The following is a 16,761-nucleotide window of genomic DNA, read 5'->3' on the forward strand; positions in this document are numbered from 1 at the left end:
GAGACATGACAAGTCTGTAATGCCTCTAATGTACTGTAGATCAGACATAAGTCCTAGATGGACTATGCAATGAGTGCGTTTCGGCACCGTGGCGGCGGCGAATCTGTTGCAACGGTGCACCTGAGGCGCGAACGCCGCATTCCGGCGGCGTGCGGACGCACGCAATGTCTTGCCCGAGCCGCTGCCACAGGGCTTTGCGGCATGCGATCCCAAGGCGATTTCCGCAGAGTGCGACGCCCCGGAACGCCTGCCGGGCTGTGCATCGCCGGGCACCCTGTTTCAGTGCCGATACGCACCCAGGCGCACCGGCCATTCCCGAGTGGTTCTGGTAAGCCACTGAAAACAATAGGTTTCTGCCCCGGGTCGAAAAACCGCCTAGCAGGCAGGCGGGAGTCGGTGTCACATCGGTGTGACATGTCGCTTGCGATGCACTGCGGCGAAGGTGGGAGAGGATTGCCAATGGCCCCGGAAAGTTCCCCGGATCGGGCTGGCAAGCCCTTGTCCTGCAAGGGATTGTCCATTCGCGTTTAGGAGCTGGCACCGATTATGCGCAAGGGGAGTCTGGTTTGGCACTGTGCCGGACCGAACCTCCAGCCATCACTCGGGATGGGTGTTGCGCGGAGGCTGAGCCGCTGTGTGAAATTCTCCTGGGAGCTTCATATGAAAAAGACTTTACTGGCGTCGGCGATTGCCTTGGCATTCGGTTTTGGCAGTCAAGCGATGGCGAACCCGACAACGAATGCGGGCGATAGTGGCACAAGCAATGCACAGACCGCGACTGCCAACTCGACTCAGGGCGGCGGCGGTGCACAGGCGAATGAAAATTCACGTGCCTTGAACGTGAATGTCAGCGGCAACACCTCCACTTCCAACAGGACGTCGAACAGGACTTCAAACAGAACCGTCAACCGCGCCGATCAGGATATGAGCGGCTATGGCAATGCAGCCGCCGCCAACGGCAGCACGGCCCAGGCCAATTTCTCGAATTCATTCAACCATAGCAAGGCGCTGGCCATCAGCAAGCTGAACGGATACGTTTCCAATAACTCGTTCGCCGGAGTGGGTAACCAGGCCTGGAACACTGGCACTACCAGTGCTGGCGCGGGTGGAGCCGGCGGTGCTGGCACGGGCGGAGCCGCTACTGGCGGTACTGGTGGACACGGTACTGGCGGAAACGGCGGAAACGGTGGTAATGGCGGCAATGGCGGCAACGGCGGCTTGAATGGCAGTGCCACCGCCGGAAACGTGACAAATGGTAGCGCTACAGCGGGCACCGGTGGTACCGGCGGAGGCGCGGGCGGTTCGGGTGGTGGCGGTGGCAGTGCTACTTCGCATGGCGGTAACACGTTCAGCGCGGCGGGTAGCCGCGGTGGCAGCGGTGGTGAAGGCGAAAGCCGTGCCGGCGGTGCCCTGAGCGCGTCGCTCGGTGCCGGTGGCCGTGGCGGCAGCGCCTTGGGCGCGAGCGGCGGCTTTGGTGGTTTGGCAGGTTCGGCTGGCGGCAGCACGGCTGCGACCAGTGGCGCTGGTGCTGGCAGCTCCGCCGGCGCGGGTGCCGGCGGCGGAGCGGGCTCGCCCACTGCTAACGGTTCTGGCGGTACCGCAAGTGGCACTGGCGGCGCTGGTGGTGCCGGTACTTCGTCGGCAAGCGCAACCGGCGGCGGAGCCGGTGCAACGGGTGGTGCAGGCGGTGCAGGCGGCGCGGCAACGGCTAGCGGCACGGGCGGCGCTTCCACCAGCAATGCTGGTGCTGGCGGCGCGCAAGCGAGCATTGCCGGCAATGGTGGCGCAGGCGGTACGGCTACCAATGGCAGCGCTTCGAGCACGGCCTCCAACGGCAGCGGCGGCGCCGGTGCTGCTGGCGCTGCTGGCGCTGTTGGCGCGACCGGCGGTGTCGGCAATGGCGGCGCTGGTGCTGGCGGCACGGGCGGTACCGGCAACGGTGCGGTCGGTGGCGTCGGCGGTGCGGGCGGCTATATCTCCGTCAGTGCCGGTTCGTTCCAGATGCAAAACGTCATGACCAGCGTTGGCCAGACCGCTGCCGGCATCATGATCGCCGCGCAGAACAATGGCGCCGGATCGATGATTCAACATAGCGTCAACGTGCAGGCGAACATGAACGTCGGCAAGTGAGGCGCGCACGGCGCGGTCCGGCCAGTAGCAGTCATGGCCGGCCGGACGGTGCCGTCGCAAAGCTTCACGCGGCCGGGCGCGGCATCTCACGGGGCGCGGTTCGCCCCGGCGTGATGCCGTTCTCCTGGCCTGTCAGCCTGTGAGTATCGCCACGGGCCGCCGGATGGGGCGGAACGTGGCGAGCAACGAGGAGACGCACCATGCGACCGGTTCGCACCGCAGTCACCCTTCTGGGGACGGCATTCCTGGCTTGGCCCTTCGTGCAAGCCAAGGCGGATCCCATGGCGGACCCTGCGTCCGCGGCAGCGCAGGTCAGCGCGGCCAGCGAAATTGGCATCGGCACGCAAGCCGCTGCAAAGACCGACCTGAACACAGGGGCCCAGCGCAATCCGTTTGGCCCGAAGATCGTGGCCGTGGCAAGCGACAAGCTTGATGGCGTGCGTGGCGGCGCGGAACTGGTCGTCAACGACATGCGGCTGCACGGCACGGTGGCGGACAATACGACCAACAACTCGGTATCCGGCAACAATATCGTGACCGACGGCGCGTTCGCCAATGCGGCGGGCATACCGACGGCAATCCAGAACACCGGCAACAGCGTGCTGATCCAGAACGCGACCATCATCAACGTTCAGTTCAAGTGATGAAGATGCTTCGACGGGGGTGGCTGGGGGTTCTGTCGTTCGCGCTGGCTTTGGGGCACACCGCGCCGGCGCTCGCGGACCGGGTGGCAATCTACGGGCCCGTCGGCGAGTACTACAGCGTGCCGGTGACGAGCCTGCGCGAAGCCCGCTTCAAGACCACGGTCCGGCAGCAATACGACTTCAGCTGCGGCTCGGCCGCCGTGGCGACCCTGCTGACCTTCCAGTACGGCGAGCCCGTGACCGAGGAACTGGCCTTCGCCAACATGTACCTCAACGGCGACCAGGCAAAGATCCGCCATGAAGGATTTTCCCTGCTGGACATGAAGCGCTTCCTGGAGTCGCGCGGCTATCAGGCCGACGGCTATGAATTGCCCCTGTCCAAGCTGGAGGAGACGCAGATCCCCGCGATCGTGCTGATCTCCGAAGGGGGCTACCACCACTTCGTGGTGGTCAAGGGGGTCAGGGGAGACCGCGTGCTGATCGGCGATCCCGCGCGCGGCACGCGCTCCATTTCGCGCGAGCATTTCGAGAGCGTCTGGGAAGGCCAGCTGCTCTTCGTGATCCATAACCGTACCGATCGTGCGCGGTTCAATCTTGCGGCCGACTGGCGCGTTGCGCCAATGGGCCCCTATTGGATGGGAGTCAACCGGGACAGCTTGTTCTTCACCGTCATGCCTTCGCATGGCGCCAGCGATTTCTGAGGAACACATCATGCTCGAGACGTCCGCTTCATTTCCTGGCCTGGCCGGCAGCCGATGCGGCACGGCGGGGCAGGCCACCGTCCTGTTGCTGCTCGGGGCGGGCATGGCCTATGCTGGTTCCGTGCGCGCGGCCGATGCATCGCCGCCGGACCCGCTCGATGCCGGGGCGGTCCCGGCGCAGGCGGCGCTGGCGCGCGGCGACCGCGCCGATGACATGCCGCCGGACAGTCCTGTCGCCGCCGCGCGTGGCGACATGACCGGCTGGAAGCCGGTCGCGCAGGAACGGCTCGAAGACACGCGGGGCGGGTTCGATGCGGGCGGACTGCAGGTTTCGTTCGGTATCGAACGCGCGGTGTACATCAACGGTGCGCTGGTCGTGGCGACCAGTCTTAATATCCCGGATGTTGGGAGGATCACAACGGAACAGGCTTCTCGCCTGGCCTCGACCCTGGGGCCGTCGATCGTCAGTGCGACCCAGGGGGCTGCCCCCGGTCCGGCGACCGGCGTGTCGGTCGCGGCCGGCAGCAATGGCGGTGCAGGCAGCGCGGCCAGTGCGAGCGCGGCGGGCGGTGCCGGCGCGGCAGGCGCCAGCACTGCCTCGGCCGCCGGGGCAACCTCGGTCGCGACCGCTGCCGCCGGCGCGGGTGGCATGCCGGTGACGACGGTCAACACCGGAGCCGCCCAGGTTGTCACCAATGGCGCCCTGACCGTCATCCAGAATGGCCCGGGCAATCTTGCGAACGTCGGCGCGCTCGCGGGCTCGCCGGCAACGGTGATCCAGAACTCGCTGAACAACCAGAGCATACAGAGCGTCATGACAATCGACGCCGGCGTGAATACATTGCAGGCATTCCGATCACAGCTGGCCAACACAGCGCTGAACAGCGCGCTGATGCGGGCCGCGAGCATGAGGTAGTCGTAGCGAAGGCATCGCGCAGTGCAGGCAGCGGACTCCTGCCTAATCAGTCCGCCGTCCGGGGGAGGATAGACGTCATGAAGAAGCGGTCGATGCAGGGCATCCGCAACGCAGGATGCTCGACGTTGCTATTGGTCGGAGGGCTGGCACAGGCCCAGACCTTGCCGGATGCCGGCGCACCGCCCGCACCGGGCATCGAAGCCTTGCAGTACCAGTTGACCGAGCAACAGAGTCAGCTGGAGGCCATGAAGCGCGCGCTGGCCGAGCAGGAAGCGGTCATCAGGGAGCTTCGCAGTGTGATCGGCAACGATGTCCTCGCCAGGAAACGCGGGGGCGCGGGGCCGGGCGTGGCACCGGCGGACTATGCGACCAATGCCGCGGCCGCGGCCGCGGCCGCGAGTGCCACGCAGGGTGTGGCGCCCAATGTCGTCAACGCGCCCCAGCAGGTCACGGGCCAGCAGCAGGCCGTTGCGCCACCGCAGCAAGGTCAGCCCCAGCAGGGCGAATCGGCGGACCCGCAGACCATGGCCGGCGTCGAAGAGCCGGTGGGCCAGCCGCCCGAGCGCAACACGCGGCCGCCTGAAATTGCTCCGATCACGGACCAGCCCGGTGTGCTGACCGGCGAAGGGAAACTGGTCGTCGAGCCCGGGCTCCAGTACGGCTACTCGTCGAACAACCGCGTGGCCCTGGTCGGCTACACGGTCATTCCCGCCATCCTGATCGGCCTGGTCGACGTGCGCGAGGTCAAGACCACCACGTACCTCGCCTCGGTCGCCTTGCGCTACGGCATCACCAAGCGCCTGGAAATCGAGGCGAAGGTGCCCTATGTCCACGCCTCCGGGTCTACCGTCAGCCGCGAGATTTTCACGGGCACCGCGGTCGACAACGTCTTCAATTCCAGTGGCACCGGCCTTGGCGACGTGGAAGCGACCCTGCGCTACCAGCTCAACTACGGCAATGAAAAGATGCCGTACTTCATCGGCTGGCTGCGCTACAAGTCGGCCACCGGCAAGGACCCGTTCGAGGTCGTCACCGATTGCATCACGCGCTGCGTGGGCAACGCGACCGGCACGGGCCTGCCGCTCGGCCTGCCAACCGGCACGGGTTTCCAGGCGCTTCAGCCTGGCATCACGTGGCTGCTGCCGACCGATCCGGCGGTCTTCTTCGGCACCTTCAGCTACCTGCATAACTTCGCGCGCGACAACGTCAGCCGCACCGTGCTGAATGGCCAGAAGGAAGACCTCGGCAAGATCGCCCCGGGCGACATCTTCGAATTCAGCTTCGGCATGGGCCTCGCGCTCAACGAGAAAGCGTCGTTCTCGATCGGCTACGACCAGGCCATCATCTGGCCGACCAAGCAGAACGGGCAGACGGTGCCGGGCTCGGTGCGCGTGACGCAGGGCACGCTGCTGGTGGGCTACTCCTATCGCTTCAACAACCGCTACACGATCAACCTGTCGGTGGGCGCGGGCCTGACGCGCGACACGCCTGACCTGCAGGTCAATGTGCGTCTGCCGATCACATTCTGACGCGCGGTTCCGGCGTTTGTGACGCGCGCGGCCGATGCGCGCGTCACATCGCCAGGACACCGGACTGGTTGCCTTGCACTCGCTGCATGAAGGGCGTACAAAGAAACAACCCCCGTCCCACAGACGGTATCCCCACTCCCGGGACGGCCTGATTAAGGAGACAGACATGCGCAAACGCATCTTCTGGTTATTGCCCGATCTGGTCAGCGCCCGACGTACCATGGACGACCTCCTGCTGGCCCGCGTGGAAAACAGCCACATCCACTTCGTGGCGCGCGACGGGGCCGACATGACGGGCCTGCATGAAGCCAACCTGTTCCAGACTTCCGACATCATCCACGCCGCCGAAATGGGGCTGATGGTCGGCGGCGGCGTAGGCCTGGTGGCCGGCGTGGTGGTGGCCATGTTCCCGATCGCCAGCGATACCCCGCAGTGGGGGCTGGTCGGCGTGCTGGCGGTGCTCGGCGCGGTGTTCGGTGCCTGGGCCTCGAGCATGATCGGCAGCTCGGCGCCCAACAGCCGCTTGCGCGCGTTCGAGAAGGACATCGAGGCGGGCAAGATCCTGCTGATGGTCGACGTGCCGCGCAGCCGTGTCGAGGAAATCGAGATGCTGCTGCAGCAGGCCCATCCGGAAGCCGCGTTCGCCGGCCTGGATCCGGCCGTGCCGGCATTTCCCTGAGCCACGCGATGCCATCCTGAACCCGGTAGTTCGATCCCTCCAGGCGCGCCCGTGCGGCGCGCCCTGATGCGCGGTTGCGCCTTCGTTCCTGCCTCACACCCGCACCGGCGGCCGGTGCCGGTGTGAGGCCGCAGCAACACTCCCCCGTTCCCCCGTTTGCTCCGATACCCTGCTTGGGGTAATTTGCGAAGCGTTGCTCGCGCCTCGACGCCAGCGACAGTCGCGCTACAACTACAGACACGCCAACCAGGCGGAGGGGTCAAGACGATGAAGGCAACATGGATGGCGTGCGGCATGCTGGCCGCAACGTTGGGGTTTGCCGCGCCTGCGGCAATGGCGGAGCCGGGGGTCAGCAAGGCGGCGATCCGCATCGGACAATCGGCCGGCGTGACCGGGCCGGTGGCGGGTTCGGTCAGGGAACAGATCGAAGGCGCGCAGGTATACCTGCGCGCGGTCAATGCGAACGGCGGTGTCGCGGGGCGCCGCATCGAGCTGGTGACGCTGGACGACGGCTTCGACGCCAAGCGCACGCCGGACAACGTGCGCAAGCTGTTGCAGGACGAGAAGGTCTTCGCGCTCTTCATGGTGCGCGGCACGCCGCAGAACGAAAGCATCCTGCCGATCATCGCGACCGAAAAGGTGCCGCTGGTGGCGCCGCTGACAGGCGCGATCACGCTGCATCGCCCGGTCAACCGCTACGTCTTCAACGTGCGCGCCAAGTACCAGGATGAAGTCGGGCGCGCGATCAACCATCTCGCGACCTCGGGCATGACGCGCATCGGCATCGTCTATGCCAGCGACGGCTTCGGCAAGGACGTATACGAGGGCTTCAACATCGCGCTGCAGGCGCGCGGCGTCCAGCCGGCCGCATCCGCCAGCTTTGCCCGGCCGATGGGCGACATCACGCAGCAGGTGGCGACGGTGAACAAGGCCGATCCGCAGGCGGTGCTGGTGATCGGCTCGGGTTCGGAGGCCGCGCGCGTGATCCGCGACATGCGCAAGGCCGGCAGCCAGGCGCAGTTCGTCACGCTGTCGAACAACGCGGCTGACTCCTTCATCAAGGAACTCGGGCAGGATGCCCGCGGGCTCATCATCACGCAGGTCGTACCGGGCATGAACTCGAGCCAGATGTCACTGGCCAGCGAATACCGCAGCCTGGCGCGCCAGCAGAACGTGGACCCGACCAATGCCGGCATGGAGGGCTTCATGTCCGCGAAGGTGCTGGTGGAAGGCCTGCGCCGCGCGGGCCCCGACCTGACCCGCGAACGCCTGGTCGCGGCGCTGGAGAACCTGCGCGACTATGACCTTGGCGGCATTCTCATCAGCTACAGCCCGACCCGCCACACAGGCTCGTCCTTCGTCGAGATGTCGATTGTCTCGTCGACGGGCAAGCTGATCCGCTGAGTCATCGAAGGCAGGGCGTACCCGTTTCTGCGTGGTGCTTCGCCCTGCCTTGCAAGGCCCGCCGCACACACCCTGCCGGGCGGCAAACATCCCCAAAGCGTACCCAATTCTGCGTGCCTTCAACCCCGGCGGCGACGGTAGTGTTCGCGCAGGCAATCGACCATTGCCGCCGCCGCGGCGGAGTCGCCACGCTCGCGCAGCCGCACCAGGCAGATATCCCTGACCAGCGACGGCATCTGCAGCGGCCGTATCGCCAGCCCTTCGCGCTGGAACTGGAACAGCGCCAGCGACGGCACCACGCTGACGCCAAGCCCCGCCTGCACCAGCGCGGCAACCGTGGCCAGGTGCTCCACTTCCATCACGCTGCTGAGCTTGAGCGGATGCAGCGCGGCATCCAGGTGCTGGCGCACGCTGCTGGTCCGCGACAGGTGGATGAACGGCTGGCCCGCCAGCATCTGCGGCGTGATGCGGCGCTTGCGCGCCAGCGCATGCGTCGCGGGACAGACCAGGTGGAAGGTGTCGTGCACCAGCGGCTCGACGCTCAGGTCGTCGTCCTGGGCGGGCGCCGGGGCCAGCGCAAAGTCGGCGCGTCCGCGCCGGACCATATCGATGCAGCCGTCGGCCAGCTGGTCGAACAGCTCCAGCGCAATGCCCGGGTAGCGCTGGCGAAAGGCTGCCAGCAACGGCGGCAGGTCGCCACCGGCAATCGACGGCAGCGCCGCGATGCTGACGCGGCCCTTGCGGCGCTCGGCGTGGTCGCGCAGGTCTTCGAACGCGGTTTCGAAATCGGCCAGCAGGCGCCGCGCGGTTTCCTCGAAGCGCACGCCGTCGGCGCTCAGTTCGACATGCCGCGTGGTGCGCTCGAACAGGCGGCTGCCGGCCTGTTCTTCCAGGGTCTGGACGAGCGCGCTGAATGCCGATTGCGACAGGTGGCACGCACGCGCGGCGCGCGTGAAGTTGCGATGGGTGGCCAGCGCCACGAAGGCGCGCAGGTGCTTGACGGAGAGATTCATGGCGGTCCCGCCGGATTCATCCAGCGAGTCGATAGATTAATCCAAATAATCTGTTTTTTGGTTGATTGAAGCCGGCCTAGAATGAGCCGGAACAACGATGCAACCGTCCCAGACACCATGACCGCTCCCCTGCTGATCGGCTCCGGCGCCGGCTTCTCCGGCGACCGCACCGATGCCGCCCTGCCTGTCGTGCGCACGCTGATCGCCGCGGGCGCACCGGCCGCGCTGATCTTCGAGACGCTGGCCGAGCGCACCCTGGCGCTGGCGCAGCTCGCCCGCCGCAACGATCCCGCGGCCGGCTACGAGCCGCTGCTCGATGCCTTGCTGACGCCCGTGCTCGGTCTCTGCCTGGCAAACGGCATTCCCATCATCGGCAACTTCGGCGCGGCCAATCCGCGCGGCGCGGCGGCGCGCGTGCGCGAGCTGGCGCAGGCGCTCGGGCTGCCCGCACCCCGCGTGGCGGTGGTGGAGGGCGATGACCTGTCGCACGATGCCGGCCGCGCACTGCTGCGCGATATCGTCGGGCCGGCGTTTGCCGAGGCGCGCTTTGTCTGCGCCAATGCGTATATCGGCGCACGCGGCATTGCCGATGCGCTGCAGGCCGGCGCGCAAGTGGTGGTCTGCGGCCGCGTGGCTGACCCGGCGCTGGCGGTGGGCCCGGCCATGGCGCACTTCGGCTGGTCCTGGCAGGACTGGGACCGGCTCGCGGCGGCAACCATGGCGGGGCACCTGCTCGAGTGCGGTGCGCAGGTCACCGGCGGCTACTTCGCCGACCCCGGCAGGAAGGACGTGCCGGACGTCCACGCCGTGGGCTTCCCGATCGCGCAACTCGACGAAGCCGGTGGCATCGAGATCTTCAAGGCCGCCGGCACCGGCGGTTGCGTGGACCTGCGCACGGTCAAGGAGCAACTGCTGTACGAGGTGCACGACCCGGCTGCGTACCTGACGCCCGACGTGGTCGCGGATATCAGCGCGGTCACCGTCGCGCAGATCGGTCCGGATCGCGTCGCCGTGCGCGATGTGCGCGGCCATGCGCGGCCGGAGCAACTGAAGGCGAACCTGTTTTTCCACGGCGGCTGGATGGCGGAAGGCGAGATCTCCTACGCCGGCCCGAATGCCGCCGCGCGCGCGCGGCTGGCCGCCGATATCGTGCGCCGGCGCATGGCGCTGCTCGGGCACGACGTGCCCATCCGCTTCGACCTGATCGGCGTGCTCAGCGTACTCGCCGACGATGCCGGCCGCATGCTGGCGCAACCGGGCCCGCACGAAGCGGCCGCCGAGGACGTGCGCCTGCGCGCCGCGCTGGCGCACGAGGACATCGCGGTGGCGCAGGCCCTGCTGCGCGAAGTCAACGCGCTGTATACGTGCGGGCCCGCGGGCGGCGGCGGCGTGCGCACCGCGCAGCGCGCGCGGCTCAACGCCATGTCCTGCCTGGTCCCGCGCGATGCGGTGGCGCCCGGCCATACCTTCATCGATTGAGCGGAGTCCCGACATGACCGCCACTGCAACGCTCTACCAGTTCGCCCACGGCCGCACCGGCGACAAGGGCAACCGTTCCAACATCAGCGTGATTGCCTACGACGCGCGCGATTTCGATCACCTGGTCGAACACGTGACCGAGGACGCCGTGCGCGCGCTGTTCCGCGATCGCCAGCCCACCGCCGTCACGCGCTATCTGGTGCCGTCGCTGCAGGCGATGAACTTCGTGATCGACGGCGCGCTCGACGGCGGCGTCAACGATGCATTGAATCTCGACGCGCACGGCAAGGCGCTGTCGTTCCGCGTGCTGCAGTTGCAGATCCCGCTGCCGCCGCGGCTGGCCGCAGGCAGCTGAGCACACGCTTGTCCGCTTATACATCGAATAACACCCCTCAACAGGAGACATCCATGCCAGGTATCCACAGGATCCTTACCGCCGCCGTATTCGCACTGTCCGCGCTGCCCGCTGCACAGGCGCTCGCCGAGTACCCTGACAAGCCGATACGCTTTGTCGTGCCGTTTGCGGCCGGCAGCGCCACCGACCAGCTTGCGCGTGCGATCGGGCAGGCCGTCACGGTGGACAGCAAGGTCACCGTGGTGGTCGACAACAAGCCCGGCGCCAACGGCTTCATTGCCGCGAGCGATGTCGCCAAGGCCGGTCCTGACGGGTATACCGTCCTTATCACAACCAACACCACGCACGCTGCCAACGAGCACCTGTTCCGCAAGCTGCCGTATGACCCGGTCAAGGACTACGCGCCCATCACGGCGCTGGGGCGTGGCGGCCAGATCATGGTGGTGAACCCGCAGCTTCCGGTGAAGACCGTGGGCGAGTTCATCGCGCTGGCGAAGAAGCAGCCGGGCAAGCTCAGCTTTGGCAGCGGCAGTTCGTCGTCGCGCATCGCCGGCGAGCTGTTCCAGCAGATGGCGCATGTCGAGCTGCTGCACGTGCCTTACAAGAGCAACCCGTTGGCCGTGACCGACCTGCTCGGCAACCAGATCCAGATGATGATCACCGATACCGCCACCGGCCTGCCGCAAGTCAAGAGCGGCAAGCTGCGCGCGCTCGGCGTCTCGGGCAAGACGCGTTCGCCGCTGGCGCCCGATGTCCCGACCATCGACGAGGCGGGCGTCAAGGGCTATGAGATGAGCTACTGGTTCGCGGCGTACGCGCCGGCCGGCACGCCGCCCGCGGTGGTCAACAAGCTCAATGCGATGCTGGTGAAGGCCGCGCGCAGCGACACCGCCGCGAGCTTCTACCACGGCACCGGCACCGACGTGTTCACGAGCACGCCGGCGGAACTCGCGCGCTTCCAGCAGCAGGAGTCGGCCAAATGGGGCCGAATCATCAAGGCCGCGAATATCCAGCCTGAATAAGGGAAACGCGGTTTTCGCATGAAACGGGGCCGCTGGCCCCGTTTGCCTTACCTTTGTTTTACGCAGAAGTAGGTACGCTTTTGCATGGGAGCCAACCGCTAGCCCTTGTCGCGCCTTAAGATACGCGTTCAGCTGTCTGCACCGGAAAAATTTCCGCGCGCGCCCGGCTCATCCAGCCGCCAGCGTCCAGAACGCAAATCAAAAAAGGAACGTGACATGAAGCTGCCGAATGCCTTGCCCCATCGACTTGCCCGATCCCTTGTAGTGGGAGCGGCCCTGGTCGGCACGGCGTTGCCGCTGGCCCTGCCCGTTGCGCATGCCGCGCCGCCCGCGCAGGTCCGGACGCAGGCGCCGGGCTACTACCGCATGATGGTGGGCCAGTTCGAGGTGACGGCACTCTACGACGGCTACGTCGACCTGGACCCGAAGCTGTTCAAGTACACCAGCGCACGTGAAGTGCAGCGCCTGCTGGCGCGCGGTTTCGTCAGCGCGACGCCCGGCATGCAGACGGCCGTCAATGCGTATGTGGTGAATACGGGCAGTCATCTCGTGCTGGTCGATACCGGCGCCGCGCGCTGCTTCGGGCCGACGCTGGGCCAGATCGTCACCAACCTGCGCGCGGCGGGTTACGAGCCGGCGCAGGTCGACACCGTGCTTCTCACACACCTGCACGGCGACCATGCCTGCGGTCTTGTTTCCGGCGGGCAGGCAGTGTTTGCCAACGCCACGGTATACGTCGACAAGGCCGATGCCGACTACTGGCTGGGCGATGCCAACGCGGCCGCGGCGGGCAAGGATGGCCAGGCGTTGTTCGGCATGGCGCGCGATGCCGTGGCGCCATACCAGGCCGCCAACCGCTTGCGCACGTTTGATGCGGCCGCGGGTACGGCGCCGGTGCCGGGCGTGCGCACGGTGGCCGCCTACGGCCACACGCCGGGGCATGCGGGCTACCTGTTCACGTCGGGCAAGGAAAGCCTGCTGCTGTGGGGCGACATCGTCCACAACCACGCGGTGCAGTTCCGGCGGCCGTCCGTATCGCTCGAATTCGATGTCGACAGCCACGCCGCGGCCGTCACGCGCAGCCGGATCCTGGCCGATGCCGCCAAGGGCAGGCTGTGGGTCGGCGGCGCGCACTTGCCGTTCCCCGGCCTTGGCCACGTGCGCCGGGACACGGTCGGCTATGCGTGGGTGCCGGTGGAATTCGGACCGATCCGCGCGGACACGCTCGCGGCGCCGCGCAACTAGACGCAACCAAGCGCAACTAAGCGCAACTAAGCGCAACAGCCCGGCACATCGAGTCTTCGGCGCACGTCAGTCGAACTGGTAGGAGTACGTCATGTTGAGGCGCGGCGACCGGTGCGAGGCATTGGTGGGTTTGTCGCCGACGGGCTGGGCCACGGACAGGTCGAGCGTGTAGTACTTGCGGTCCGACAGCCGCACGCCCAGCGCGACCGATGACAGCTTGCGATGGGACAGCGAGGCGCTGTTGGAATACACGCGGGCCACGTCGACCCAGAGGTAGGGCTGCACCGTGCGCAGGTACGCCAGGTCGGGCACGAACAGATGGTTCAGCTCGGCCGCAGCGCCCCAGCCCTTGTCGCCCGCCATTTCGCCGGCAGGATAGCCCAGGCCGAAGAAGCGGCCGCCGAAGCTGATCTGCTCGCCCGATGCGAGCCGGTTGGCACTGTACTGGCCGGCTGCGGAGAGATTGCTGCCGAAGCCGAACGGCAGGTCATTCGATTGCGAGACGAGCAGGCGCGTACGCAGGAAATCGAGATCGTTCAGGTTGTTCAGGCGACGGGCACCGAGCGCGTCGAAGCCCTTGTACAGCCCGAGCAGCGCATTGCGTGTCTGCCCTTCGCGCCGCTGCACATAGTTCAGCTCGGCGGTGCCGACGCGCACATCGGTGCCCAGCGTGACCGCCGTGCCCGAGGCATGGGTATAGCGCTCGAACTGGTCCGTGCCGTAGAAGCCGCCCGTGAGCGTCAGCGCATGCGCATTCGACAGCAGCAGCGGATAGCTCAGCTGGCCGCCGATCCGCTTGGTGTCGTTGACATAGCGCGGATCGAAGCCGAGCGGCGCGAGCGTGGCGTTCTGCGGCACCCCGCGATAGTGCGAAGCGGTCAGCCGGGCCAGCATGCCCTCGGTGCCGATCGGCTGCGCATAGGAGGCGGCGTAGTACTCCTCGCTGTCGCGGCCCTTGGGGAACAGTGCCGAGACGGAGATCTGCTCGCCCAGCGGTGTCAGGCTGCTGGTGGTGGCGTTGGCAATCGCGCGGAATCCGGGCGACATGTAGTCGATGGCGGTGCCGAAGGTGAACGGCTTGCGCTTGACGTCGAGCACCATCTCGCAGGCGCCGTCGGTGGTCTGCGGCGGCTGTACGGTGGCCGCGACCTGCATGCCGGGCTGCTGCGACAGCACGTTCACATAGCGCTCGAAGGTGTCGCGGCGCAGCGGACGGTCCTGCGCGAGCTGGTCGGCGATGGCACGCAGGCGGTCCTCCGCCGGACCGGCCTGGCCCTTGACCGTGACCTTGGCAACGTAGCCTTCCACCACCGTGACCAGCACATTGCCGTTTTCGAAGTTCTGCGCCGGCACGAAGGCGAAGGACAGCGGATAGCCGCGCGCCTCGTACAACTTCGTCACCGCATTGGCGGCTTCCAGCAGCTGGCCGATCGTGATGTCATGGTTCGCCAGCGGCGCGAACTGCGCTGCGATCTCGTCGAACGGCAGCGTCCTGGCGCCCTCGATCTGGAAGTGCTTAGGCGTGATCCGCGCATTGAGCAGGTTCTGCATGGCCGCATCCGGACGCGCCACCTCGACCGTGACGCTGCTATCCGGACGGGCCGGTGCAATCTTGGGAAGGGTTGCCGCCGGATCGCCCTGGACCGGGCTGCGCGGATCGGCAAAGACAAGGCTGGAATGGAGCGCGCCGACGCCGACCAGCAGCGCGGCGACACGATGATGTGCACGCATGGCAAAACCCCTGTAAGCAATGCTTTGCGGCTATGGATGGGCGCACCACTGGCGCCAGGGTTGCCGCTACCCTGGCGCCTTTCCAGGCAAGCAGCCTGGAGCGGTGTGGTCGCCTTTCTGACCTGGTACTGCGGACTTCGGTACGTGCTTACTTGCGGCCGGACAGGCCGCCGAGCAGGCCGCCAACCAGGCCGGTGACCGGCGCGGTGACGCCCGTGGCCGGGCTCTTGGCGGCGCCTCCCGTCAGGCCCGAGACGAGACCGGTGACAGGTGCCAGCGGACTGGTGCTGCCGCTGCCCGTACCCGTGCCGGCGTTCGCGGGCGTCGCCACGCTGGCGACGGTATTGACCACGCCGCTCACGAGGCCACCGACAGGCGCCAGCGGCGAGCCCGCCGCGGCACCGCCGGTTGCTGCAGCCACGCCACCAGTCAGGCCACCAGCAAGACCCGTGACCGGCGCCAGCGGCGCAGCGCTGGTGCCGGTGCCGGCCGCGGTGATGGACCCGAGCACCGGGGCGAGGGCGCCGAGCGGGCTGCTGCCGCTACCCGCCGGACCATTCACCGCACCGCCCAGGGCGGCGACCGTGTTGCCGGCGCCCGTCACCGTGCTGCCCACGCCCGATACCAGCGGGGTGCGCGTCTGCGAAAGCGCGGTGCCGCCCGTGGCAAGCGCGCCGCCGGCCGTGGCGAGCAGGCCCGCGACCGGCGTGCCCAGCTGGGTGGTGGCGCCCAGCGTCTGCGTGGCGTTGGTCAGCTGCGAGGTGAGCGGCACGATGACGCGGCTCACGCCCGAGGTCAGCTGTTCCACGGGGCCGCTCGACAGCGCCGTGGCCAGGGAATTGCCGCCCTGGCCCACGGCCCCGCCTGCCTGCGTGACGCTGGCGCCCAGCGTCGTGGTCAGGGGCGCGAGCGGCGCCAGCGCGCCGGTGCCCAGTCCGCTTACCGCGCTACCGGTGCTGCTGACGGCATTGCCGAGATTGCTCACCACGCCACCGGTGCTGGCCACGGTGGTGCCCACCGGATTGGAAGCGTTGGGGATATTGCCCAGCCCGGATTGCAGGCCGGCGCCGAGCGCGCTGATCGCGTCACCGGCGGATTTCACCGCGTCGCCCAGACCGCTCTGCGTTGACGACGACAACAGCGGCAAGCCGGCACCGCCGAGCTGCGTGCCGAGATCGCTCACGGTGCCGCCGGCCCCAGTCACGATCGTGCTGGTCTTGCTGATGCCTTCGGAGGTCGGGGTCAAGGCAGCCGGCGTCTTGGTGCCGCTGTTGTCGCCGCCTGTATTTCCGTTGTTGTCACCGCTGTTGTCACCGCTGTTGCCGCCGATAGTGCCGCCGTCGCCACCGCCCGTGCCGGTCGTGCCGACCAGGCCCGAGCCATCGCCGCTGCCCCCCGTTCCGGCCTTGGTGCCGGCCGTGCCGCCGGTTCCCATGGAAGTCGATCCGCTCCCGCTGGCGCAGCCGCCGAGGGCCAGCAAGGTGGCAAGCAGTGCCGTCACTGCGATGTGTTGTGTGCGCATGATGTTTCCTTTGTCCCGTCGTTGAATCGCATCGCCGCGCCTCGCGTTGGTCTGCTGTTCGCTGCGGGCGTCGGTAGCGGGTATGGCGCAATGGGCGTGCCAATGTGCGCGATGGCGTACGGACAACGCCGGGCACGGCCGTGCCGGTGCGCGCATTGCCTTGCCGGGCCTGCGCTTGCGGCGATTCGCGCGGGGTCAGCCACGGTGCTTTCCCGGGCGTGCGGCGGTGTGCCGGCGCGTTACGCGTTACGTAACGTGTGTCGTGGGATCGGGAACAAGCGAGCTTCGAACGGGCCGTGTTGGAGGCGCCCCGTAACGGCGCGCGGCCGGCTTTGCGCTGCGGCTGATGTTCCGCCGCCGACGGAACACGTTACGTAGCACGTAACGCCGC

General features: G+C 67.5%; 14 protein-coding genes. 11 read left to right on the forward strand and 3 right to left on the reverse strand.

The window, feature by feature from the left end:
* Window positions 1-660: 660 nt before the first annotated feature.
* From AC3FKH_RS15070 to AC3FKH_RS15100, 7 genes are all read left to right on the forward strand, one after another.
* On the forward strand, window positions 661-2,130 hold the full coding sequence (locus tag AC3FKH_RS15070) for a hypothetical protein (protein WP_488676797.1): 1,470 nt from the start codon (window positions 661-663) through the stop codon (window positions 2,128-2,130).
* A 200-nt stretch (window positions 2,131-2,330) separates the two neighbouring features.
* On the forward strand, window positions 2,331-2,774 hold the full coding sequence (locus tag AC3FKH_RS15075) for a hypothetical protein (RefSeq protein ID WP_488676679.1): 444 nt from the start codon (window positions 2,331-2,333) through the stop codon (window positions 2,772-2,774).
* Window positions 2,774-3,475: a C39 family peptidase gene (locus tag AC3FKH_RS15080; protein ID WP_488676680.1), complete on the forward strand. Its 702-nt coding sequence runs from the start codon at window positions 2,774-2,776 to the stop codon at window positions 3,473-3,475. Before AC3FKH_RS15075 ends, AC3FKH_RS15080 begins: the two co-directional genes overlap by 1 nt.
* Before the next feature lie 10 nt (window positions 3,476-3,485).
* On the forward strand, window positions 3,486-4,391 hold the full coding sequence (locus tag AC3FKH_RS15085; RefSeq protein WP_488676681.1) for a flagellin: 906 nt from the start codon (window positions 3,486-3,488) through the stop codon (window positions 4,389-4,391).
* 77 nt (window positions 4,392-4,468) lie between these two features.
* Entirely contained in the window at window positions 4,469-5,920 is a 1,452-nt protein-coding gene (locus tag AC3FKH_RS15090; protein WP_488676682.1) for an acetate kinase, read from the forward strand.
* 166 nt (window positions 5,921-6,086) lie between these two features.
* Window positions 6,087-6,599, forward strand: coding sequence for a DUF1269 domain-containing protein (locus tag AC3FKH_RS15095; protein ID WP_488676683.1), 513 nt, complete (start codon window positions 6,087-6,089; stop codon window positions 6,597-6,599).
* Between the two features lie 267 nt (window positions 6,600-6,866).
* Entirely contained in the window at window positions 6,867-8,003 is a 1,137-nt protein-coding gene (locus AC3FKH_RS15100) for an ABC transporter substrate-binding protein (protein WP_488676684.1), read from the forward strand.
* A gap of 119 nt (window positions 8,004-8,122) precedes the next feature.
* On the opposite strand, the gene AC3FKH_RS15105 is transcribed toward AC3FKH_RS15100, so the two are convergent.
* Complete coding sequence (locus tag AC3FKH_RS15105; RefSeq protein WP_488676685.1) at window positions 8,123-9,016, reverse strand: LysR family transcriptional regulator; 894 nt, start codon at window positions 9,014-9,016, stop codon at window positions 8,123-8,125.
* Between the two features lie 117 nt (window positions 9,017-9,133).
* Here AC3FKH_RS15105 and AC3FKH_RS15110 point away from each other — a divergent pair, with 117 nt between their 5' ends.
* The 4 genes from AC3FKH_RS15110 (at window position 9,134) to AC3FKH_RS15125 (ending at window position 13,117) form a co-directional block, all read left to right on the forward strand.
* Window positions 9,134-10,495 (forward strand): acyclic terpene utilization AtuA family protein, encoded by a 1,362-nt coding sequence (locus AC3FKH_RS15110; RefSeq protein WP_488676686.1) that lies wholly within the window; start codon window positions 9,134-9,136, stop codon window positions 10,493-10,495.
* Window positions 10,496-10,508: 13 nt separating this feature from the next.
* Window positions 10,509-10,850: an AtuA-related protein gene (locus AC3FKH_RS15115; RefSeq protein ID WP_483712750.1), complete on the forward strand. Its 342-nt coding sequence runs from the start codon at window positions 10,509-10,511 to the stop codon at window positions 10,848-10,850.
* A 53-nt stretch (window positions 10,851-10,903) separates the two neighbouring features.
* Entirely contained in the window at window positions 10,904-11,872 is a 969-nt protein-coding gene (locus tag AC3FKH_RS15120; RefSeq protein WP_488676687.1) for a Bug family tripartite tricarboxylate transporter substrate binding protein, read from the forward strand.
* 216 nt (window positions 11,873-12,088) lie between these two features.
* Window positions 12,089-13,117, forward strand: a complete 1,029-nt coding sequence (locus tag AC3FKH_RS15125; protein ID WP_488676688.1) for an MBL fold metallo-hydrolase — start codon at window positions 12,089-12,091, stop codon at window positions 13,115-13,117.
* Between the two features lie 66 nt (window positions 13,118-13,183).
* Here the strand turns inward: AC3FKH_RS15125 and AC3FKH_RS15130 are convergent, their stop codons facing one another.
* Entirely contained in the window at window positions 13,184-14,848 is a 1,665-nt protein-coding gene (locus tag AC3FKH_RS15130) for a ShlB/FhaC/HecB family hemolysin secretion/activation protein (protein WP_488676689.1), read from the reverse strand.
* Window positions 14,849-14,996: 148 nt separating this feature from the next.
* Window positions 14,997-16,370, reverse strand: a complete 1,374-nt coding sequence (locus AC3FKH_RS15135) for a collagen-like triple helix repeat-containing protein (RefSeq protein ID WP_488676690.1) — start codon at window positions 16,368-16,370, stop codon at window positions 14,997-14,999.
* Window positions 16,371-16,761: the final 391 nt, after the last annotated feature.

The organism is Cupriavidus sp. 21MJTG02-4, assembly GCF_057798975.1.